The sequence below is a fragment of the Mycobacterium sp. genome (assembly GCF_044223235.1).
Lineage (GTDB): Bacteria > Actinomycetota > Actinomycetes > Mycobacteriales > Mycobacteriaceae > Mycobacterium.
On sequence record NZ_JBGAME010000013.1, the window covers coordinates 68,547 to 89,627 of the forward strand.

At 68.2% G+C, this 21,081-nt stretch carries 13 protein-coding genes; 10 read left to right on the plus strand and 3 right to left on the minus strand.

Going from position 1 to position 21,081, the window contains the following annotated elements; genetic code table 11:
* Window position 1: 1 nt before the first annotated feature.
* The 3 genes from ADBZ6K_RS16570 to ADBZ6K_RS16580 form a co-directional block, all read right to left on the minus strand.
* Window positions 2-1,222 (minus strand): acyl-CoA dehydrogenase family protein, encoded by a 1,221-nt coding sequence (locus ADBZ6K_RS16570; protein ID WP_526348588.1) that lies wholly within the window; start codon window positions 1,220-1,222, stop codon window positions 2-4.
* Between the two features lie 256 nt (window positions 1,223-1,478).
* On the minus strand, window positions 1,479-4,193 hold the full coding sequence (locus ADBZ6K_RS16575) for a helix-turn-helix transcriptional regulator (RefSeq protein ID WP_526348590.1): 2,715 nt from the start codon (window positions 4,191-4,193) through the stop codon (window positions 1,479-1,481).
* 171 nt (window positions 4,194-4,364) lie between these two features.
* Window positions 4,365-4,814, minus strand: coding sequence for a hypothetical protein (locus ADBZ6K_RS16580; protein WP_526348592.1), 450 nt, complete (start codon window positions 4,812-4,814; stop codon window positions 4,365-4,367).
* 137 nt (window positions 4,815-4,951) lie between these two features.
* On the opposite strand from ADBZ6K_RS16580, the gene ADBZ6K_RS16585 reads away from it, so the two are divergent.
* The 10 genes from ADBZ6K_RS16585 to ADBZ6K_RS16630 all read left to right on the plus strand — a co-directional run bounded on the left by ADBZ6K_RS16585 (window position 4,952) and on the right by ADBZ6K_RS16630 (window position 21,071).
* Window positions 4,952-5,800 (plus strand): helix-turn-helix domain-containing protein, encoded by an 849-nt coding sequence (locus ADBZ6K_RS16585; RefSeq protein WP_526348594.1) that lies wholly within the window; start codon window positions 4,952-4,954, stop codon window positions 5,798-5,800.
* Between the two features lie 18 nt (window positions 5,801-5,818).
* Window positions 5,819-6,538: a hypothetical protein gene (locus ADBZ6K_RS16590; RefSeq protein ID WP_526348596.1), complete on the plus strand. Its 720-nt coding sequence runs from the start codon at window positions 5,819-5,821 to the stop codon at window positions 6,536-6,538.
* A 330-nt stretch (window positions 6,539-6,868) separates the two neighbouring features.
* On the plus strand, window positions 6,869-8,476 hold the full coding sequence (locus tag ADBZ6K_RS16595) for an aldehyde dehydrogenase family protein (RefSeq protein ID WP_526348598.1): 1,608 nt from the start codon (window positions 6,869-6,871) through the stop codon (window positions 8,474-8,476).
* 52 nt (window positions 8,477-8,528) lie between these two features.
* Entirely contained in the window at window positions 8,529-11,165 is a 2,637-nt protein-coding gene (locus ADBZ6K_RS16600; protein WP_526348600.1) for an aminotransferase class III-fold pyridoxal phosphate-dependent enzyme, read from the plus strand.
* Window positions 11,153-11,629 carry a type II toxin-antitoxin system RatA family toxin gene (locus tag ADBZ6K_RS16605; RefSeq protein ID WP_526348602.1) on the plus strand — a complete coding sequence of 159 codons (477 nt, stop codon included), beginning with the start codon at window positions 11,153-11,155 and terminating at the stop codon, window positions 11,627-11,629. The genes ADBZ6K_RS16600 and ADBZ6K_RS16605 overlap by 13 nt, the downstream gene beginning before the upstream one ends.
* An 18-nt stretch (window positions 11,630-11,647) precedes the next feature.
* The gene (locus ADBZ6K_RS16610) at window positions 11,648-12,160 is read left to right on the plus strand and encodes a hypothetical protein (RefSeq protein ID WP_526348604.1); all 513 of its coding nucleotides are present in this window, start codon (window positions 11,648-11,650) and stop codon (window positions 12,158-12,160) included.
* Between the two features lie 12 nt (window positions 12,161-12,172).
* Window positions 12,173-17,434 carry a type I polyketide synthase gene (locus tag ADBZ6K_RS16615; protein WP_526348606.1) on the plus strand — a complete coding sequence of 1,754 codons (5,262 nt, stop codon included), beginning with the start codon at window positions 12,173-12,175 and terminating at the stop codon, window positions 17,432-17,434.
* Window positions 17,431-18,447, plus strand: coding sequence for a phosphatidylglycerol lysyltransferase domain-containing protein (locus tag ADBZ6K_RS16620; protein WP_526348608.1), 1,017 nt, complete (start codon window positions 17,431-17,433; stop codon window positions 18,445-18,447). The genes ADBZ6K_RS16615 and ADBZ6K_RS16620 overlap by 4 nt, the downstream gene beginning before the upstream one ends.
* 47 nt (window positions 18,448-18,494) lie before the next feature.
* Complete coding sequence (locus ADBZ6K_RS16625; RefSeq protein WP_526348656.1) at window positions 18,495-19,427, plus strand: diacylglycerol/lipid kinase family protein; 933 nt, start codon at window positions 18,495-18,497, stop codon at window positions 19,425-19,427.
* A 111-nt stretch (window positions 19,428-19,538) separates the two neighbouring features.
* A complete protein-coding gene (locus ADBZ6K_RS16630; protein WP_526348610.1) occupies window positions 19,539-21,071 on the plus strand; it encodes a flavin-containing monooxygenase in 1,533 nt (510 codons plus the stop codon).
* Window positions 21,072-21,081 lie beyond the last annotated feature (10 nt).

Here is a 21,081-nt window from a genome sequence, read left to right on the forward strand (position 1 = left end):
CTCACACGAACGCGCTCAGACCGGTCACGGACTTCCCGACGATCAGTGTCTGCATCTCCCGGGTGCCCTCGTAGGAGTAGAGGGCCTCGGCATCGGCGACATAACGGCCGATGTTGTAGTCCAGCACGATGCCGTTGCCGCCCAGCAACTCCCGCGCCCAGCCGACGGCCTCGCGCATCCGCATCGTGCAGTAGGCCTTAGCCAGTGCGGACTGCTCGTCGCGGTAAACCCCGTTGTCCTGCAACTGGGCCAGGCGCACCATCATCCCCGCCGATGCGGTGGCGTTGCCGAGCATCTTCACCAGCAGGTCCTGAACAAGCTGGAACGACCCGATCGGCTTGTGGAACTGCACGCGCTCCTTGGCGTACTGCAGCGCAATCTCGTAGGCGGCGAACTGGACGCCCACCGACTGCCACGCCACACCGCTGCGGGTTCGGCGCAGAATCTCAGCCGTGTCCCTGAACGAGTTCGCGTTCTGAAGCCTGTTGCCCTCGGGAACATGGCACTCGTCCAGCACGATGTCGGCGTTCTGTACGATCCGCAGTGCGAACTTGTTCTCGATCTTCGTCGCGGTGAACCCGGGGGTGCCCTTCTCCACCACGAAGCCCAGCACACGATTCGTCTCGACATCGCGGGCCCACACCACCACGAGGTCGGCGAACGTGGCGTTACCGATCCAACGTTTGGCCCCGTTGATCACCCACTCGTTGCCCTCGCGACGCGCGGTGGTTTCCATGCCACCCGCAACGTCGGAGCCGCCGTGCGGCTCGGTCAGCGCGAAGGCGCCGATCTTTTCGAACCGGCTCATCGCAGGCAGCCATCGACGCTTCTGCTCCTCGGACCCGCATGTGACGATGGTTCCCATCGCCAGGCCCGCGTGCACACCGAAGAACACCGACAGCGACGGGTCGGCGTGTGCCATCTCCAAGGCGGTGATGCCGGTGAGCAGGTTGCTCGGCCGGGGCTCCACCGAGTCGGGGTCGGCCCAATCCAGCAGACCCAGCTTCGCGAAGCCCTTTACGAGCTCGAAGGGGAACTCCGCCCGGGCCCAGTAGCCGTCGACGACAGGTGCGGCCTCGGTGCGGAAGAAGTCGCGGATGCGACCGATCCTCTCTCGCTCCGAATCCGACAGCAGTTCCTCGTAGTTGTAGAAATCCGCCGGCAGCTGTCCAGCGCACAGATGTGGCTGCGGTGTTGGCGGCAGGTTCACCGTTACGGTCATGGCGTTCCCTCTTGTTTGTAGCGTGCTCACGGTGAGCGCGTTGGTGGTGACAACTTCCACGGTCGTCGCGCTGGGAGCGCAATGCCATCACCCGAGGGGTGATATTTAGGGCCGGGCGGATGTAGGCACAGGTGCGAACAGGGGTCGGCTAATGTGTTGTGCGGCCGGCTATTACCAGTGTGCGAGTACTGTCAGTGTGCGGAAACGGCACAGCTAGTCTGCCGCCGCGCTGTTGGGATGTGTGCGGGGCGCCAGATCAGTGCGTCAAATGCGCCAACTGGACGCGTGAATTGATGCCGAGCTTGCCAAAAGCGTTGTGCACGTGAGTCTTGACCGTCTGCAGAGAAATATGCAACTGGTCAGCGGCGGCGCGGTTGGTCGCGCCCCGCGCGATGAGGTTGACGACCTTGAGCTCCGAATCCGTAAGGCTGTCCCAACCCGTCTTGGCTCGCGGCTGACTGACGATGCGCCGTTCGACACCCAACTTGCGCAACTCGCGGCCCACCCGGCGCGCGTCGGTGACTGCGCCCAGGCGCGTGAAGGTATCAAATGCCGCGTTGAGTTGATCAAGCGCCTCGTCGCGGCGATCGGCGCGGATGAGTTGGCCGCCGGCATCTTCGGCGGCCTCGGCGTACAGGAGCGGCCGTGACGATGGCTCGAGGGCATTCGCAGCATTCACCAGCGCGTCGGCATCGCCTTCGAGTATTGCGTGGACATATCCGGCGACAGCGGCGAACAGCGGTACCGCCGGCCCGTCATGCCGCAGCTTCGCCAACGCGCGGACGACCCGCGCGTGACACCCGGTATCACCTGCGGCAGTGGCGATCCGCGCGGTCAAGACCACCTGGTCCAATGTCTGGGGCGTCGGCGGTGTGCCGAATAGGTCGACGTCTTCACCGGACCAGCGCAACGCGTCAGGGATGTCGTTACGGTGCCAGGCCGCCAGCGTGAGTACGTAGGCAGCTGTCCGACGAACCGCGGACGCACCGTTTGAGTAGGCATCGTGTGCGTGAGAAAGCATCTGCTGCAACAATTGTCGGTCGTCGGTGCGTAATGCGACCTCGGCCATGATACTTACGCGCATCATGTCAAGCTCGGTGGCACCTGTCCGCTCCGGCGGCGGCAGGGATTCCACGGCGGCGCGGGCTGCGGTCAACCGTCCCGCAGCCAGGTGGACCATCCCGTCGATCGCGGCCCAGACATCGAGCACCATCTCATTGCGCTTTTGTCGGGCTCGCTGCACACCGTCGATGACCTGTTTCGCGGCGTCGTCGAGCCGACCCACCAATGCCAGCAGGTTGGCGTGGTAATTCGCCGCCAACAGATGTGCCACGGGCAGTTCATTCGTCTCGCCCAGGGCGCATAGCTCCTGCAGGCTGTGCAGGGCGTGACAGACATTTCCGGCCGCACAGTCGAAAGCCGTGAGGGTGAGGTTGGCGACGACCTTCGACTCGACATCACCGACCACCTCCGCTGCGGCGGCCGCCTTCTCGGCTGCCGCGCGCTGTCGCCCATCCTTGTCGTCCAACATCAGGTTGTAGGCGAGTAGTGCCAGATGGCGGACCCGAGTCACTTCGCTGATACCGCTCAGCTCGAGCGCTCGTCGATTTTCCTCGATTCGTCGTTGCGTGCTGTGCCTGGTGAACGCCGGGAGTCGAAGGCGGATCTCGGCCTCGTCTTCGGCGGGGACCTTCGATAGAGCCAAGACGGCCAGTTCTTCGGATTCCTCGTACCGTCTGGCCCGGTTGAGCAGCGTCACGGTTTCAGCGACCACCCGCCCGTGTTCAGCGACATCGGCGGGCATCAGTTCAAGCGCGCGCTTGCTCAAATCTGCGGCCGCGTTCGCATCGCTTTGGCCAACGGCTTGCGCGGCCTGACGCAGTGTGCTGATCGCTTCCCGGTCCCCGGGCTCGGCGCTGCGGGCGAGCTGTGTGGCCACCTCGGCCGGGGCCGCACCCATAGCGAGCATGATCGACGCCGATTGGCGCTCGATGGCCCGGCCTAGCGACTGCGGCAGGGATTGTCGGGTGGCCTCGCGCACCAGGTTGTGCCCGAACCTCAGCTGGTCTCCATCGCCGACGAGGAAACCCGCCCGTACCGCCTCCGCGAGCGCCGACATCAACGACGCCGGCTGCCGTTCCAACATCCCGGCCAGCAACCTGGCCGAGAACCGGTCCGGAAGCACCGCGGCCACCCGCACCGCTTCTGCCGCCCCGCTCGAGAGCATGTCGAGTCGCTGCTGCATATTCAAGCTCAGGCGGCGCGGCAGGCCGGTTCCGGTGGCCACCGCGCGGCCGCCTCTGACGTCGAGCCGACCCTCATCGTGCAGACCCTCGATGAGTTCGCTGACGAGGCACGGATTACCGCGCGCTTTCCTTGCGAAGGTCAGCAGCGACTCGTCCGCCTTCGCCCTTACCGCATCCTGGACCATGTCGGCGACCGCATCCGGCGACAGGGCCGGCACCTCGAGGAATGTGGCGTTCAGCCGTCGCAGCACCGCCAGGGTCTCGTGCACGGCCGGCCCACCGGCGCCGCTCCGCGCGGTCAGAATCCACAGCACTGCCGCATGCCGCGCGGTCACCAGCGACCGCAGCGCCAGCAGCGTGCCGTTGTCGGCCCAGTGGATGTCCTCCAACACGACCGCCAGCGGCCTTTGTGCGGCGGCCGCATGTATCGCGTCCTGAAGATGGTGCACCACCCAGTAACTGGAGTCGGCCGAGCTGCCGAGCCCGCGCAACGCGTCGATGTCTGCCATGGGCGGATCGGCGCCCAGCGTCGCCGTGAACAGCGAGAAAAACGGCACCGATTGCTGATCCTCGAATGCCTCGCCGAACAAGGCCCGGACCCCGGCCTTGTCGGCCAGTGCGAGGACTTCGGTCAGTAGCCGACTCTTTCCGATGCCGGGCGGACCTTCGATGACGAGCACGCCACCGCGTCCCTGCGCTACCGCCGTCACCAGCGCGCCGATCATCGTCAGCTCGGGTGCCCGCCCGCGGATCGGGGGTGTGACGAGCCGCCGGGAGTCGACGTCAAGGCCGCTGGTCGATGTCACAACCGGAGTCCGATCTACGATTGCTGGGCTCGCCACTGGTGGCTCGCGCGGGTTGCTGACTCATTAGGAGCATGCGCCGGCATCGTCCCACTACGCGACGTTGGCGCGGGCCTCGATGGCCTTGACACTGCCGGCGAAAGCCTTGGCCAGCGAGCGCTTTCCGATGCTTCCCAGCACCGCCGCGATCACTCGCCCTCTGAAGTTCTTGCCTTCGCGAATCAACATGACGTCTATCTGTGTCGTTCCGTCGGGCAGGGGCGTCAGCCTGTAGCTGTGGCCGGACGCGCCACCGAAGACGTTGGAGTCGGTGGTGGTGAGCTTGACGTGGTGGGGGTTCGACCAGTCGTAGTGCAGGCGTTCCCAGATGCCCCGCGATCCTTCGGTGACATCGGCATCGGTGGTTCCAAGGCTATGAACGATGAGATACGCGTCGGAGCTGTTCGGGAAGAGCTCCGATCGGCCGGAACCGAAGTCGGTCAGTCCGGCGATGAACTGCTCGGGTGTCGCGGTGCTCGTCTCGTGAAAGAGAATCGTGGCCATCTGATGTCCTCTGAACGGTGCGTTGGTTGTCTACACCCGATCGAGCGCATTGCATGAGCCAAGAATTCCAGCGAGGGAACCCCCGACAACCCCCCAATCAATGGTGGTATTGGCAGGGACAGTCTTACGATCGCGTCGTGGCACAGAGGCCCAGCGCTCTCGCTGATTATCTGCGCGCGAGGCGTGAACAGTTGCGTCCCGAAGACGTCGGACTGGTCGCAGGCGCGCGGCGGCGCGTTTCGGGATTGCGCCGAGAGGAACTCGCAATTCTGGCGGGCATCAGCTCGGCGTACTACCTGCGACTCGAGCAGGGCCGTGTCACCAATCCTTCCGCTCAAGTGGTGGACGCGCTCGCGCGGGCCCTGCAGCTCGATGCGAAAGCCAAAAGGTATCTGCGGGATCTGGCCGGCCCAACCGGATCGGATGTCCCTGATCTGGAAACAGGGGCACACGACTTGGCCGACCTCATCGATCAGTTTGCGATGCCGGCCATCGTGGCCAACAGGTACCAGGATGTCCTGGCAGCGAATCCGATCGCCCGTGCGTTGTCGCCAGAGTTCACACCGGGCCAGAACTTCTTGCGCTGGCGCCTGTTGGACCCCGCTGCCCGGGCACTGTACGTGGATTGGGATGAGGCGACCGAAAACGCGGTACGGGGGTTGCGGGAACTCGGCGGTCCCCATCCGAGTGATCCTCACCTGCGCGCGATGGTCGCCGAGTTGTCCGACATCAGCCCGCGCTTCCGCGAACTGTGGCGTCAGGCCGGCGTGGGTTACCGCGTAGGGATTCAGCGCATCCGTCATCCACTGGTCGGCGAGCTCAGTCTGCACCGGAATCGGCTCAACGCACCGTATCCCGGTGGGGAGCACGTGCTCATGTATCGCGCCGATCCGGGCAGCGACTCCGCCAGGGCGCTTGAGGAGCTCCGCCCCGTGGGCGAACGCTCAACCCATCCGGACACGAATCGCTCGGACGCGGGCACTTGATCGACGCCAGGAGATTTGATGGACGAGCTGCTCAGCGCGGTGATCGATGCGCACGGCGGGCTCGACAAGTGGCGACGGTTCAACCAGGTGCACGCGACCATCGTCACCGGGGGAGGGTTGTGGGCCATCAAGGGCCAACCGCAGGATTCACTTCCCCGGCGAATGACCGTCGCGTTGGACCAGGAGTGGGCATCGGTGCGCCCGTTCGGTGCTGACGATCAGAAAACCGAGTTCACTGCGGAACGCATTGCGATCGAAAAGATCGACGGCCGAGTCGTTTCCGAGCGGCTGAGGCCGCGGGAATCATTTGACGGCCACACGTTCGCCACCCCGTGGGACCCGCTCCACCGCGCGTACTTCAACGGCTACGCGCTGTGGACCTATCTCACCACCCCATTTCTGTTGGGGCTGGACGGCGTATCGGTGCGCAGAACCGCCCCGCTCGAGGACAACGGGGAGACCTGGGTCGGCCTGCAGGCGCAGTTTCCATCCGAAATCGCCACTCACTCTTCGCTTCAGGAGTTCTATTTCGGAGACGATCACCTGTTGCGCCGCCATGATTACAGGGTCGACGTGGCAGGCGGATTTTCGGCCGTCCAGTACGTTGACGACATCGTCGACGTCGAGGGCATCAAGATTCCGACGAAACGCAGGGCCTACCGTGCCGACGCCCGAGGCGGTGCAATCCGCGATGAGCTCGTGGTCTCGATCGACCTCAGCGACATCAGCTTGAGCTGAGCCACGACCCAGCTAGCACGCCTTACCCCAGTACCGTCAGCCGATTGCCTGCGCCCAGATCTGCGTGAGGGTTATTGCCGCACGCGGTTTCACGACCACGGCGCAGAAGTCGGCCGGGAGATGGCGCTGCCAGGCATAGACCTGCCCCCCGCGAGGTTGCTGCATCCCGCGCCGAGACTATTTCGAGTGCAACTACTTGCCCGACGGGACGTCCCTCGGACAAATGCGAGTAGCGCAGTACCCGTGTGGGAGCCGTCATCGGCATTCGACACTTCTGGCATCCAACACAGTTCGCGGCCACCCCTATTTCTGCGCGATCAAGGAGCGTTGATGCATAGCTATCCATCACTCGTCGACGGTCAGGACGGCAGCCACGACAAGTGGCTCTACGTCATCCGGGCCAGCGCGCTACTGCGCGACGAGATCGCCGCCCTCAGGCTCAAGCGCAACCTGGACAAGGGGCTGGGGACCGGCGCCGACGACCCAAGGGTGGCGGGTCGGGTGGGGCTGAGCTCGCCGGCCCAGTTGACCGATGCCGCTGCCGCTGCTCGTCGGGCCCAACCGGGATGGGCGGTGACGGACCTCGGTCATCGGATCGAGTTCGCCCGCCGGCTGGGCGCTCGCATCACGGCATATGCCGACGAGTTCATCGACAAGCTGATGGCCGAGGGACATCCGCGCCGCCTGGCCGTCTGGGAAGTCTCCAGCGCGATCGAGATGACTGCCAACGAGAACCTCGCCCGCTACCGCAGCCAATTGGCCGAGGTCGTCCAGGTCGGTGCCCGGGAGACCAGACTGGTCCGCAAGCCCGACGGCGTTGTGGCGGTCCATCCGCCGCACAACGCGGCGGCGGCCAACTCCATGCTGGCCATCGGCGCGCTGGTGGCCGGGAACTCCGTCGTCATCAAGGCCCCGCGCAGCGCGCCGTTGGCGACCGCGTGGTTGTGGCGCGAGATCGCCCAGCCGGTGCTGTCCGACATGGGAGCGCCGTCGGGGACGCTGAATGTGGTCTGCGCCAACCCGAATGACGTCCTCGACCACTGGCTGGACAGCGACGACGTCGACGACCTGATGTTCTTCGGGGAATCCGCCCGCGGCATCGCAGTCGGCAACCAATGGACGAGCCGCGGCAAGAAGGCCATCCTCGAGCTCGCGGGCAATGACGGCGTGCTCGTCTGGCGTGACGCCGAGGTCGACCTGGCGGTCACCGCCCTGACCGAGTGCTTCTACGGGTCGGCGCAGATCTGCATGGTGCCCAAGTACGCGCTGGTGCACCGCGACGTCGCCGACGACGTCATCGCCGGGCTCGTCGACGCGGTCGCCGACATCCGGCCGGGCTACCCGGAGGACGACCAATCGCTGCTGTCACCGGTGATCAAATCCGCGGACTTCGAAGTCGTGCTCAAGGAGGCGCTGGGCGCCGGAGCCACCCTGGTCAGCGGCGGCCGCCGGCTGGACATCGACGGAACCCCTGACGACACCGGGTTCTTCATCGAGCCCACGCTGGTGCGGATCGACGGGTTGGCCGCCGCGGAGGTTCTCGACGTGGTCCGCGAGGAAACCTTTTTCCCGGTACTGCCCGTCGTCGTGGTCGACCCCGACGCGGACGCACTGGGCGACGAGGGCCTGCTGCTGGACTGCATCGACTTCATGAACCGCAACCGCTATGGCCTGCGTAACTCGGTGTGGACCCGCGATCCGGCAACGATTGAGCAGTTGAGCCGTGCGCTGACCAATGGCGGCATTCTCAAGTTCAACGACAGCCACATCGGACAGGTCGCGGGATTGCCCACCCACGGCGGCACCGGCCTGACCGGCGGACCGTTCGGCGAGGCGCACTACCCGGCCTTGCGCACCAGCCACCTGCAGGCCATCAGCATCGCCACCGCGGTCGAGCCGAGGACCGCGGTGTTCTCCAGCGTGATCGGCCGCCGATGACCGCCTGGCCGTCAGTCAACCCACCACAGACCCACGACGAAGGAGTGGCTCGATGAGCTTCCTGGACAAATACACGGCCGCGTTGGAGGCCAAGCTGCCCGGACTGGTCGACGATCTGGCTGAGATCGGAACGGCCGAGTTGGAGAGCGACAGCACCCGAGGCCTGGCCAGCTTCCGGGCCAGGGGCGGCCCGGGAATCCTCGTGCCCGAACGGCACGGTGGCGGCGGGGCCACCGCGCTGGAGGCGGTGCACTGCGTGCGGGCGATGGGCGCGCTGGCTCCGTCGCTGGCGGTGGCCACCACGATGCACAACTTCTCCGTCGCCGCCCTGGTCTCGGTCGAGGACAACTTCGAAGGTTTCGAGTGGATGATCCTCGACGCCATCGCCAATGATCGGCTGCTGATGTCGTCGGCATTCGCCGAGGGACTGTCCGGACAGGGCTTCCTGTCACCGACCCTGCGGGCGGACAAGCGCGGTAAGAACTGGGTGCTCAACGGATCGAAGAAACCGTGCAGCCTGTCGCGCTCGATGGACCTGATGTCGGCCAGCGTGGCCCTGCACGACGGCAGCGGCGGCGAACCCGGATTGGGCATCGTGGTGCTGCCCGCGAAGCTGCCCGGGATCAGCGTGCGCCCGTTCTGGGACGCCCCGGTTCTGCGCGGTGCGGAAAGCGACGAAGTCGTGCTGACCGACGTGGAGATCCCTGACGAACTGGTGGTGCGGCCAGAGGACAGCACCGGGCTGACCGTCGATGCGGTGGAAGCCAAGGGGATGATCTGGTTCACCCTGCTGATCTCGGCCTCCTACATCGGAATGGCCAGTTCACTTGTGGACCGGCTGATCAGCACCGGTAAGGGCACTGCCGCCGACCGCACCGCCGCGGCGTGCGAACTGGAGTCGGCCACACTCGCCCTCGAGCGGGTGGCCTCACTGGTCGACCGCGACAACGCGTCGCTGGACACGCTGCCGCAGGCGCTGATCGCCCGCTACTCGGCACAGGGTGCGGTGCGGCGGGCGGTGTCCTCGGCCGTCGAGATTCTGGGCGGCATGCAGTTCATCAAGGACCCGATGGTGGGCTACCTGGCCGCCGCGACCAATGCATTGGCCTTCCACCCGCCGTCACGTCATGCGGTGGTCGAGGAGTTGGAGCGTGCTCTGCTGGGCCAGCAGATGTCGCTGAAGGCACCCGGCGAGCGGCTGGTCGCGGCAGCACATACCAACGGCGCGGCCATAATTCACACCAACGGCGCGGCGCACACGAACGGGGCCCCCCACACGAATGGGGCGGGGCACGCCAACGGAGCTGCGCACACCAACGGAGCTGCGCACACCAACGGAGCTGCGCACACCAACGGAGCCGCCCACGCGAGCGACGAGGAGGCCGCCGCGACAACCGAGGAGCAGGACCGGATCCGGGAGATCTACGGCAAGACGCTCGGCACCCGGCTGGCCGCGATGTCACGCATGTTCGGCGGCCATATCGAGCGCACATCACACGGCGCCACACTGATCACCGAGAGCGGCGAAAAGTTCGTCAACTGCGCGGGCTACGGCGTGTTCCTGCTGGGCTCGACCAACCAACACGTCGTCGACGCGGTGGTGGAACAGGTTCGCACGCACCCGATCTCGGCCCGGCTGTTCATCGACGGCGTGGTGGCACGCGCCGCCGAGGCGCTGGTGTCGATCGCCCCGCCCGGCCTGGAAAAGGTGTACTTCGCCGGATCCGGCGCGGAGGCGGTGGAGAGCGCGCTCAAGCTGGCCAGGGCCAACGGCTACCGCCGCGTGATCACCGCGACCAGCGGTTACCACGGCCGCACCCTCGGCGCGCTGAGCGTCAGTGCCCGGCCCATCTATCAGCAGCCGTTCCGGCCGCTGCTCCCCGACGTGGTCGAGGTCCCCTTCAATGACGCGGCGGCCCTGGACCGGGCGCTGGACGGCGCACCGCCGTCGTGCTTCATCGTCGAGCCGGTCCAAGGTGAGGGCGGAGTGATCGTTCCCGACGCCGGCTACCTGGCCGAGGTGTCGCGGATCTGCGCCGCGCGCGACTGCTTCCTGATCATCGACGAGATCCTCACCGGTATGGGCCGACTCGGGCGAATGTGGGGTATCAGTGGTCAGGACGTGCACCCCGACGCCATGCTCGTCGGCAAGACGCTCTCCGGCGGTGTGGTCCCGATCTCGGCGGTGCTGGCCACCGAAAAGGCTTACACGCCTTTTGAAAAGGACCCGCTGCTGCACCAGTCGACATTCAGCGGCGCGCCCATCGCCACCGCCGCCGCGCTGGCCGCGATCGAAGCACTGGAGATCCACGATGCGGTGAACCAGGCCGACCTGATCGGCAGGCGCCTGCTGGCGAGCTTCCGTGAATCCGCCAAGTCCGCGCCACCCGGGGTGGTCAAGGACGTCCGCGGTGTCGGGCTGCTGCTGGGCATCGAGTTCTCCGACGGCGGTTACGCCGGGGAGATGATGCTCGGCCTGATCGAGCGCGGCGTGATGGCCAACCACTCGGCCAACAACGCCACCGTCATCCGGTTCACCCCGCCTGCAGTCATCGAAGAGGAGCAGATCGTCGCCATCGAGGCCGCGGTCCGGTACGGCTTCGAGACGCTGGGCCGCTACTTCGCCGACGACGAAGCCGATACCGATGCCACCGACCGGAATGGAGCGACACCCGAATGCAAACTGTGACCATCGAGAGCGTCGTCAGCGGATGGCGCCCCGAAGACGTCTACGAGCGGCTCAAGGACAGCGATGTCTACCTCAGATCCGCACCGCAGCAAGTGAAATCGGTCATCAACGAACCTGTCGCCGAACCGGACCAGGCGATCACGCACTGGGAGATCTACTTCCGCAACGGCCTGCTGCGCTGGTCGGAGCGGGACTTCTACGACGACGCGAACACCACCCTGAGTTTCCAGCAGACCGACGGCGACTTCGACTTCTTCGAGGGTGACTGGGTGATCACCCAGGCCGACGGTGACGAGGTGCTGCTGACCTTCAATGCGACGTTCGACTTCGGCGTGCCCAGTCTGGAATCGATCATCGACCCCGTCGCGATCCGGGTGCTGCGCCAGGCGATGAGCGCGATCATCACGAAGATCTTCGGCGGAACCATTCGCGATCCACAGCCGGCCGGCCAGCTGCAGGCCTGACAGGACGGATGCACCGGGATGGACACCGTCAACCGCTTCTTCACCAAATACACGGCGCTCAACGCCAGGGCCGAGTACGCCCTCGGATTCCTGGCGTGCCTGTGGCTGATGATCGCGAACTGGGACACGTTGAACTTCTGGCTCGCGATCGCGCTGTTCGCCTACATCGACCTGATCGGCACCGTCCCCGGTCTGCTGGCCTTTCACCGCAGCCCCGACGGCCAGATCGCCAAGACCTACTACGTGCTCTACAACGTGCTGCACAGCGCCGTCACCCAGGGGCTGGTGATCATCGCCTTCATCCAGGTCTTCGGATTCCAGTGGGCGCTGCTGGGCATCCCCACCCACCTCTGCGTGGACAGGGCGATGTTCAACAACTACCCGAAGCCGTTCGGGCTGGCGTTCGACCCCGTCACGCATCCGGCGTTCGAACGGTTCATCGCCGACTACGCAGCCTTCGACTACGGCCATGCGAACTGGAAGGCGATCAAACACGCAGGCGCGGCCCCCGCCGTCGACCGCGTGGTCTAGGGAGGGAAGTTCATGACCGCCACCGACGAACGCCTGGTCGCCGCGCTGCGCAGCGCGTTGGCCGAGAACCGTTCGCTGCAAACGAAACTCGCGCACGCCGAGGCCCGCGGTCGGGAGCCGATCGCGGTGGTGGGCATCGGCTGCCGGTTCCCCGGTGGGGTGTCGTCCGCTGAGCAACTATGGGACGTGGTTGCGCATGGTCGCGACACCGTCTCCGGATTCCCCGACGACCGCGGCTGGAATCTCGGCGCCATCTTCGACCCCCGACCCGGCACGCCCGAACGCTCCTACGTCCGCGACGGCGGATTCCTCGCCGACGCACCCGGATTCGACGCGGCGTTCTTCGGCATCAGCCCGCGCGAGGCCGCCGCGATGGACCCACAGCAGCGCGTGCTGCTGGAGGTGTGCTGGGAGGCGCTGGAACACGCGGGCATCGACCCACGGTCGTTGCGCGACACCGAAACCGGCGTGTTCGCCGGCGTGTGCAGCGCCGACTATGCGTGGCGGTTCGGCGACCGGTGCCCGCCCGGATACCGCGGGCACATCGGTGAGGGCAACTCGATCAGCGTGCTGTCCGGCCGGGTGGCCTACGTGCTCGGCCTGCGCGGTCCGGCACTGTCGGTGGATACCGCGTGCTCGTCCTCATTGGTCACCCTGCACCTGGGTGTGCGCGCGCTGCGGGCAGGGGAGTGCTCACTGGCGCTGGCCGGCGGGGTGACCGTAATGGCAACCCCGGCAGCCTTTGTCGAGTTCTCGGCGCTGCGCGGGCTTGCGCCCGACGGACGGTGCAAGGCGTTCGCGCAGCGGGCCGACGGATTCGGCGCCGCCGAGGGCGCGGGCATGCTCGTGCTGGAACGGCTGTCCGACGCGCGCGCCAACGAACACCGGGTGCTGGCCGTCGTGCGCGGATCGGCGGTCAACTCCGACGGCGCCTCCAACGGGCTCACCGCGCCAAGCGGATCCGCTCAGCGCAAGGTGATCCGCGCCGCGTGGGCGGATGCGGGCGTCATCGGCTCCGGGGTGGATCTGATCGAGGCGCATGGCACCGGCACTCCGCTGGGCGACCCGATCGAGGCCAACGCGCTGCTGGCCACCTACGGCCAGAGCCGCACGGAACCGGCCTGGTTGGGGTCGGTCAAATCGAATCTGGGCCACACCCAGGCTGCTGCGGGCGCGGCCGGGGTGATCAAGGCGATCGGCGCGCTGCGCCACCGAATCATGCCGGCGACCCTGCACGTCGACGCACCCACCAGCCAAGTCGATTGGACCGCAGGGTCGGTGCGGCTGCTGCGGCAGTCCCGGGAGTGGGTCGATCCGGGCCGCCCGCGGCGAGCCGCGGTGTCGTCGTTCGGCATCAGCGGCACCAACGCGCACCTCATCCTCGAGGAGGCGCCCCCCGCGCTGGCCGGCGAACCCGCTCAAGCTCCGGCGCTGCCGTGGGTGCTGTCGGCGCGCTCGCCGGACACGCTCACCGAGCGCGCCCGCGACCTGCGCGCGGCTCTCGCGAAACGTACCGACCTGGCCGTCGCCGACGTGGCCAGGGTGCTGGCCCGCCGCACGGTGTTCGAGCACCGGGCAGTGATCGTCGGGGCCGACCGGGGGGAACTCGACCGAGGCCTGGCTGCGCTGGCCAACGGGGACCGCGGCGTGGCGTGTGGGCGGGCCGCCGCCGCCGGGCGGACTGTCTTCGTGTACCCGGGTCAGGGGGCCCAGCGGATCGGGATGGGTCGCGCATTGCACGCGGCGTTCCCGGTCTTCGCCGAGGCTTTCGACGCCGCCGCCGCGGCCTGTGACGCGGGCCTGCCCCGTCCGTTGCGAGATGTGCTCTGGGGCAACGACTCCGGCGCACTCGACGACACGCTCTACGCCCAGCCTGCGCTATTCGCCGTGGAAGTCGGGCTCACCGCGCTGCTCGGGTCGTTCGGGGTGCGCCCCGACATCGTCTTCGGCCATTCGCTGGGCGAGCTCACCGCCGCCCACGTCGCGGGCGCACTGAGCCTGGCCGATGCCGCCGCGCTGATCACCGCCCGGGCCCGGCTCATGTCGGCGCTGCCGCGGGGCGGCGCCATGGTGGCGATCGCCGCCGCGGGCGACGAGGTAGCGCCGCTGCTGACCGACGGGGTGAGTCTCGCCGCCGTCAACGGCCCGGAGTCGGTGGTGGTCTCCGGCCCGGAGGCCGAGGTGCTCGCCGTCGCGGACGCCATGGCCTCGCGCGGGAAGCGGATCAAACGTCTCCCGGTGTCCCATGCGTTCCACTCCGGGCTGATGGAGCCCGTGCTCGCCGAACTTGGCCGGGTGGCGGAGTCCATCACCACGATGGATCCGGTGCTTCCGATCGTCTCCAACCTCGACGGGCGACTGGTCACCTCGGGCTACGCGGGGCCCGGCTACTGGGTTCGCCACGCCCGCAAGGCCGTTCGGTTCGCCGACTCGGTCACCACCGTGCTCGCTGCGCACCCCGATGCGGTATTCATCGAGGTGGGACCGGGCACGGCACTGACCGGGCTGCTGCGGAACGCGGCCGCCACCGCGATCCCGCTGTCGGGTGGCGACGATACCGCGCACGCGAGGAGCACAAATCAAGACACCGCGCACGCGAGGAGCACAGATCAAACCGCGCACGCGAGGAGCACAAGCCCAGAGGTGCGCTCGCTGGTCGAAGCCCTTGCCGCCCGATACGTCGTGGGCGGCACGGTGGACTGGTCGCCGCTGCTGGGCAACGGCCCGGTGCCGGACCTCGACCTGCCGTCATATCCGTTCGCGCACAAGCGATTCTGGCTGGAACCCGTGCCGGGAGCCGGCGACGCCCGGGCCTTCGGTGCGCAGCCCACCGACCACCCGATGCTGACCGCCGCCCTCCCCGACCCGACGTCCGGCGGGGTGGTGCTGACCGGCCGGATGGCGCTGGCCACCCACCCGTGGCTTGCCGACCATGCCATCGGCGGCACGGTCGTGGTTCCCGGCGCCGCGCTCGTCGACTGGGTTTTGACCGCCGGGGCGCGGATCGGCTTCGACGAGATCCGCGACTTGGTGCTGCAGGCTCCGCTGGTGCTCCCCGCCGAGGGCGGGATCACCGTGCAGGTGGTGATCGGTGCCGAGAACGACGGCCGTCCGGTGGCGGTGTTCTCCCGGCCCGAGGATTCGAACCCCGACTATTCGAACCCCGGGTATGCGAACCCCGAGTATGCGAACACAGCGTGGACCCGGCACGCCGACGGCAGCGTCGTCGCCGCCGCGCCTGCCGACGCGCACCGCCTCTGGTCGGTCGGGCACGCCGAATCCGTCGATCTTGCCAACGTGTACGACCGGGTGGCCACCCTCGGCTACCACTACGGCCCCGCCTTCCGGGGGCTGACCGCGGCCTGGCGCGCCGATGGCGAGGTGCTGGCCGAGGTCGAGTTGCCCGACGTGGCCCGCCACCAGGCCGGGTCGTTCGCGGTGCATCCGGCGCTGCTGGACGCGGCGCTGCAGGCGGTGGCCCACCTCGGCGCCGAATTGGCGCCAGGGACCGTCCTGCTGCCGTTCGCCTGGGAGCGGGTGTGGATGGCTCGTACCCGTGCCGACCGGGCCCGGGTGCGGATCACCGCAGACGGCAAGCACCGGGTGTCGGTCACCCTCACCGACGGTGACGGCGGCCTGATCGGCCGGATCGGCGGGCTGACCCTGCGGCCGGTCGACCCGACCACGTTCGGGTCAGGGCAGCAGACGGCGCTGCACCACGTCGAATGGAGTGCGCTGCCCGCCGGCGCGCAGGCCGGCGCGCAGACCGTCGTTGCACCCACCGTGCTCACCTACCTGCAACCCTGGGACGGCCGGGTCGAGTCGTTGCCCGACCGGCTGCACCGGGCGGTGCAGGACGTCCACGCCCACGTGCGCGAGCGGAGCACGCCGCTGGCCGTCGTCACCCGTGACGCCGTCTCCGTCGGCGGCAACCGGGTCGACCCGGCCGCGGCCGCGCTGCGGGGTCTGCTGCGTTCGGCGCAGAGCGAGCACCCCGGTCGCATCGTCCTCGTCGACACCGACACCGGCACCCCGCCCGAGCGGCTGGATGCGCTGGCGGGGACGGGCGAGGATCAACTGGCCGTCCGCGGTGGCCAGGCGTACGCCTCCCGGCTGGTGGTCTCGCAGCCCACCTCGATCGACCGGCCGGCCGGCCCGCTGGACCTGGCCGGCGGCACCGTGCTGGTGACCGGTGGCACCGGCCGCGTCGGCAAGGCCGTCGCCAGGCATCTGGTCACCGAGCACGGCGCCACCCGGCTCCTGCTGGTCAGCCGCTCCGGTGGCGATGCCGCGGACCTGTGCGGGTTGGGCGCCAAGGTCGAGGTGGTGGCCTGCGACGTCGCCGATCGAGACGCGCTCGCCGCCGTGATCGAGTCCATCCCGGCCGACGCGCCGCTGCGCGGGGTCGTGCACGCCGCGGGTGTCCTGGCCGACGCCGCGTTCGCCAACCTCACCAGAGAGCGGCTCGACAAGGTGCTGCGCGCGAAGGCCGCAGCCGCGTGGCACCTGCATCAGCTGACCCGGGACCACGACCTCGCGATGTTCCTGATGTGCTCCTCGCTGGCCGCCGTGGTCGGCTCACCGGGGCAGGCGAACTACGCCGCGGCAAACGCCTTCCTCGACGGCCTGGCCGAGCATCGCCGGGCGCTGAACCTGGCCGCCCAGTCCGTCGCCTGGGGCCCGTGGGATGCCACCGCGGGGATGACGGCGCGACTCGGCGACGATGCCGTGGCCCGCCTGACCCGGTCGGGCGTGCGGCCACTGACCGAGCAGGCGGCGATCGACCGGTTGGCCGCCGTCCTCGCCGACGGCCGCGCGAACCCGGTTGCCGCCGACCTCGACACGGCCGTGCTCGCCGAGCACGCCGCCAGGGGCGACGGCCCGACGCTGCTGCGCGGGCTTTGCCCGGCCGTCGGGCCGGCACCCCGCCCGGCCGAGGACGAACCGGACCTACTCACCGAACTGAGCGCGCTGAGCGAAGCCAACCGGGTCGAGCGGGTGCGCGAGGTGGTGTACGAGGAACTCGCAGCCGCGCTGGGCTACCCCGACGCCACCGACATCGACCCGATGGCCCGGTTCGAGGACCTCGGATTCGACTCGCTGACCGCCGTCGACTTCCGCAACGGGCTGACCGCCGCCACAGGCATCCGAATGCCGGTGGCCGTGGCGTTCGACTACGCGACCCCCGCGGAGTTGGTCGAGTTCGTGCGGGGCCGGCTGGTGGCCCTTCTCGAGGGTGTCGACCTCGCTGGTGCGGAAAGGACGGACCGATGACCGGGCAGATGCCTGCGCTCGAGCTCGACCACGCGGTCGAGACGCTGCGCGCCCACTGCGACAACCCGAGCGGCTTTCTGGCCCTCAACCAAGGCAACCGGCGCTACACCGACCCGGGTGTCGACGGTGTGGTGTTCTACCGCGAGGCCGGCCGCTGCTGGATCCAGTTCGGCGGCCCGGTCGCCGCGGCGGCGGACCGCCCGGAGCTGCTGCGGCGATTCCGCGAGGCCGCACGGCGGCAGGGCCGGCGGGTCCTGGCCGTTCAGGTGCCCGAATCCGACGCCCCGCTCTACGCCGGGCAGGGATTCACCGTGAACCAGTTCGGCATGTCCTACGCCGTCGATCTCGCGGCTTTCACGCTGCGCGGCAAGAAATTCGTCAAGCTGCGCAACAAGATTGCGCGCGCCAAACGGCTCGGGGTCACCCCGGCCGAGGTGGACCCGGCGGGCCACGCCGATGCCCTCGACCGGATCGACCGCCGCTGGCTGCGCGGCAAGGGCAAGTTCGCGAGGGAGATGGCGTTCATGATCGGCGAAGTGGGCGGCCCGGCCCAACCGCTACGCCGGCTGTTCGTCGCGACGATGGCCGATGAGCCGATCGCTTACATCTCCTACTCCCCGGTCTACGGGTCGCGGCCGGGCTGGCTGCACGACCTGAGCCGGCGGGTACCCGGCCCGACACCCGGAGTGATGGAACTGACGAATCTATTTGCTCTCGAACGGTTTCGGGACGAGGGATCACCGTGGCTGCACTTCGGCTTCACCCCGTTCACCGGCCTGGGACCCGAGCACCGGATGACCACGGCCAGCAAGCCCGTCGACGCGGCGATGCGGCTGCTGGCGGAGAAGGGGGACGCGATCTACCCGGCCCACGGCCAGCTCGACTACAAGCTCAAGTGGGATCCCGGGTACCGCACCCCGGACTATCTGGCCTTCGAAGGCAGGCTGACTCCGTCGCTGGCGTGGAACCTGCTGCGAGTCACCAACCTGATCCCGAATTCACTTCGGGCATAAGACAACTCAAGCGCAACTCAACCGAAGGCGGCGTGGTCGTGCATCCGATGCGAGTACTGGCAGTGATCAACGAGGCGGCAGGTGGCCCGACGGAGGAGTACGTCGGCCTTCTGAAGGACACGGGTGTCGAGCTGGAGCTGATGCGCACTGAAGCTCCGGGCGACGGCGCCCGGTGCACCGCCGACGCGGTCGCGGCAGCGGGCCCCGACATCCCGGACATTGTGGTGTCGGTCGGCGGCGACGGGACCGCAGGCGAGGTGGCCCGCGGCCTTGCGCTGGTGGGTCCGGGGGCGCCGCCGCTGCTGATCGCGCCCGCAGGCACCGGCAACTCGAACTATCTCGGGTTGTGGGACGACCTGCCGTGGGCGCAGGTCGTCGGCGCGGTGTTCGGTGAGCGCCGTTACTCGGTGCGTCCGATGGACCTGCTGCATCTGGCCGAACTGGACACCGCCACCCTGCTCGGCGTCTCCGCGGGAATGATCCCGGAGTGCCTTGAGCTGGTCGCGACGATGCCGGGCACCGGCCGGGAGAAGCTGTTCAACGCCGCCGTCCAGGTGCTCGCCGACTACACGCCCTATCCGAGCCGGGTCTCCGTCGACGGTCGCGTGCTCTGCGAGTGCGCCGCCGTGATGGCGGTGGTCGGCGGGGTGCGCTACCGCGGCGGAATGCTCAAACTGCTGCCGGATTCGGTGCTCGACGACGGTCTGCTGGATGTGTGCGTCGTCGACGCGGCCATCCCGCTGGAGGTGTTCGGCCCCGCCGCCCTGGCGGGCACCCTGGCCGGCCTCGACGGCGTGCACTACGGCCGCGGCCGCGAGATCAGCCTCGAACGGCTCGACGGCGCCCCGATGAAGCTCGAGCACGACGGCGAGCTGGCGACCGGCCCGCACACCGGCTACCACCTGTCCGCCGTCCCCGGACCGTTCACCGTCGTCGTCCCGGACCCCGTCCCGGCGTGCTTCTCCGACTCCCCGAACTGATCCCCACTGGCCCCCCACCCATCCCACCCGCTGGCCCCCCACCCCCCACCCCGCTGGCCTCCCACCCATCCCACCCATCCCCCCCCACCCATCCCACCCGAGGAGCACACCGTGCCCAAGAACGACCCGCTCGTCCAAGCCGCCGACATCGTCATCGTCGGTGCCGGCCTGGCGGGCATCGCCGCGGCCGTGAACCTGCGCAAGCTCGGGATCGACGACTTCGTCATCCTGGAGAAGGCCGACGGCGTCGGCGGCACCTGGCGGTACAACACCTACCCGGGCTGCGCCTGCGACGTCATGTCCCTGATGTACTCGTATTCCTTTGCCCCGCATCGCAACTGGACCCGCACCTACGCTGGGCAACCCGAGATCAGGGCCTACATCGAGGGAGTCTTCGACCGGTTCGGGCTGGCCGCGCGAACCCGCTTCGGCATCGAGGTGCGCTCCTACACCTATGACGACGACACCGACCGCTGGCACCTCGAGACCGCCGACGGCGACATCCTCCGTCCGCGGGTGGTGATCGCCGGAATCGGTGCGCTGCATAACCCCAAGATCCCCGACTTCGACAACATAGCCGCCTACGAGGGTCGGGTGCTGCACTCCGCCCGGTGGGACCCCGAACTGGATCTGACCGGAAAGCGGGTCGCGGTGGTGGGCACCGGGGCCAGCTCGGTGCAGATCGTCCCGGAGGCCGCCGAGATCGCCGAGAAGGTGACAGTGGTGCAGCGCACGCCGCAATGGGCGCTGCCCCGGCCCGATCGTGAGCTGAACCGGATCGAGCGCTGGTTGTTCGCCAAACTTCCGTTCACCCAACGGGTTTACCGCTACGGCGCGTACTGGAGCCATGAGGCCGCCATCGTCCTGTTCATGCATCCGGCACTGTTGCCGATCCTGAAGTGGATGTCGCTCAAGCACCTTCACGCTCAGGTTCGGGACCCGCAGCTGCGAGCCAAGCTGACCCCGGACTACACGGTGGGCTGCAAGCGCATGCTGCTCACCAGCACCTTCTATCCTGCGCTGCAGCGCGACAACGTGGAGTTGGTCGACTCGCCGATCAGCACGTTCGAACCGTCGGGCTTCCGCACGGCCGACGGCACCCTGCACGAGGCCGATGTGGTCGTGCTCGCAACCGGATTCGAAACCGACAACCGGCTCGCCGAGGAACGGGTCACCGGCACCGGCGGGCGGACCATCCAGCAGGCCTGGATCGGCGGGATGCGCGCCCATCTGGGCACCACCGTCGCCGGCTTCCCCAACTTCTTCCTGATGATGGGCCCGAATTCCGGCGGCGGCAGCCAGTCCATCCTGTTCGTGATCGAGGCGCAGGCGCACTACATCGCCGCCTGCGTGGAGATGATGCGCGCCGAGGGCGCGACCCGGCTGGAGATCCGCGCCGACGTGGAGCACGAGTTCAACGAGAAGCTGCATGCCCGGCTGGCGAAATCGGTGTGGAACACCGGCGGCTGCGACAGCTGGTTCCTCGACCGCAGCGGGCAGAACCGGCAGGCCTGGCCGGGATCCAGCGTGACCTACTGGCGCCGAACCCGCGGACCCAAGCGCGCCTGGTTCGACCTGCGCCGCACCACCGAACCACTGCCATTGACAGCACCCGCCGCGCCCGTCGCCGGCGCCAGCCACTGATCGAAGGGGA

Excerpts from the sequence above, each read along its gene's own strand:
- ADBZ6K_RS16570 (WP_526348588.1), bottom strand. The coding sequence starts at position 1,222 with ATGACCGTAACGGTGAACCTGCCGCCAACACCGCAGCCACATCTGTGC.
- ADBZ6K_RS16575 (WP_526348590.1), bottom strand. The coding sequence starts at position 4,193 with ATGATCGGCGCGCTGGTGACGGCGGTAGCGCAGGGACGCGGTGGCGTG.
- ADBZ6K_RS16580 (WP_526348592.1), bottom strand. The coding sequence starts at position 4,814 with ATGGCCACGATTCTCTTTCACGAGACGAGCACCGCGACACCCGAGCAG.
- ADBZ6K_RS16590 (WP_526348596.1), top strand. The coding sequence starts at position 5,819 with ATGGACGAGCTGCTCAGCGCGGTGATCGATGCGCACGGCGGGCTCGAC.
- ADBZ6K_RS16595 (WP_526348598.1), top strand. The coding sequence starts at position 6,869 with ATGCATAGCTATCCATCACTCGTCGACGGTCAGGACGGCAGCCACGAC.
- ADBZ6K_RS16600 (WP_526348600.1), top strand. The coding sequence starts at position 8,529 with ATGAGCTTCCTGGACAAATACACGGCCGCGTTGGAGGCCAAGCTGCCC.
- ADBZ6K_RS16605 (WP_526348602.1), top strand. The coding sequence starts at position 11,153 with ATGCAAACTGTGACCATCGAGAGCGTCGTCAGCGGATGGCGCCCCGAA.
- ADBZ6K_RS16610 (WP_526348604.1), top strand. The coding sequence starts at position 11,648 with ATGGACACCGTCAACCGCTTCTTCACCAAATACACGGCGCTCAACGCC.
- ADBZ6K_RS16615 (WP_526348606.1), top strand. The coding sequence starts at position 12,173 with ATGACCGCCACCGACGAACGCCTGGTCGCCGCGCTGCGCAGCGCGTTG.
- ADBZ6K_RS16620 (WP_526348608.1), top strand. The coding sequence starts at position 17,431 with ATGACCGGGCAGATGCCTGCGCTCGAGCTCGACCACGCGGTCGAGACG.
- ADBZ6K_RS16625 (WP_526348656.1), top strand. The coding sequence starts at position 18,495 with ATGCGAGTACTGGCAGTGATCAACGAGGCGGCAGGTGGCCCGACGGAG.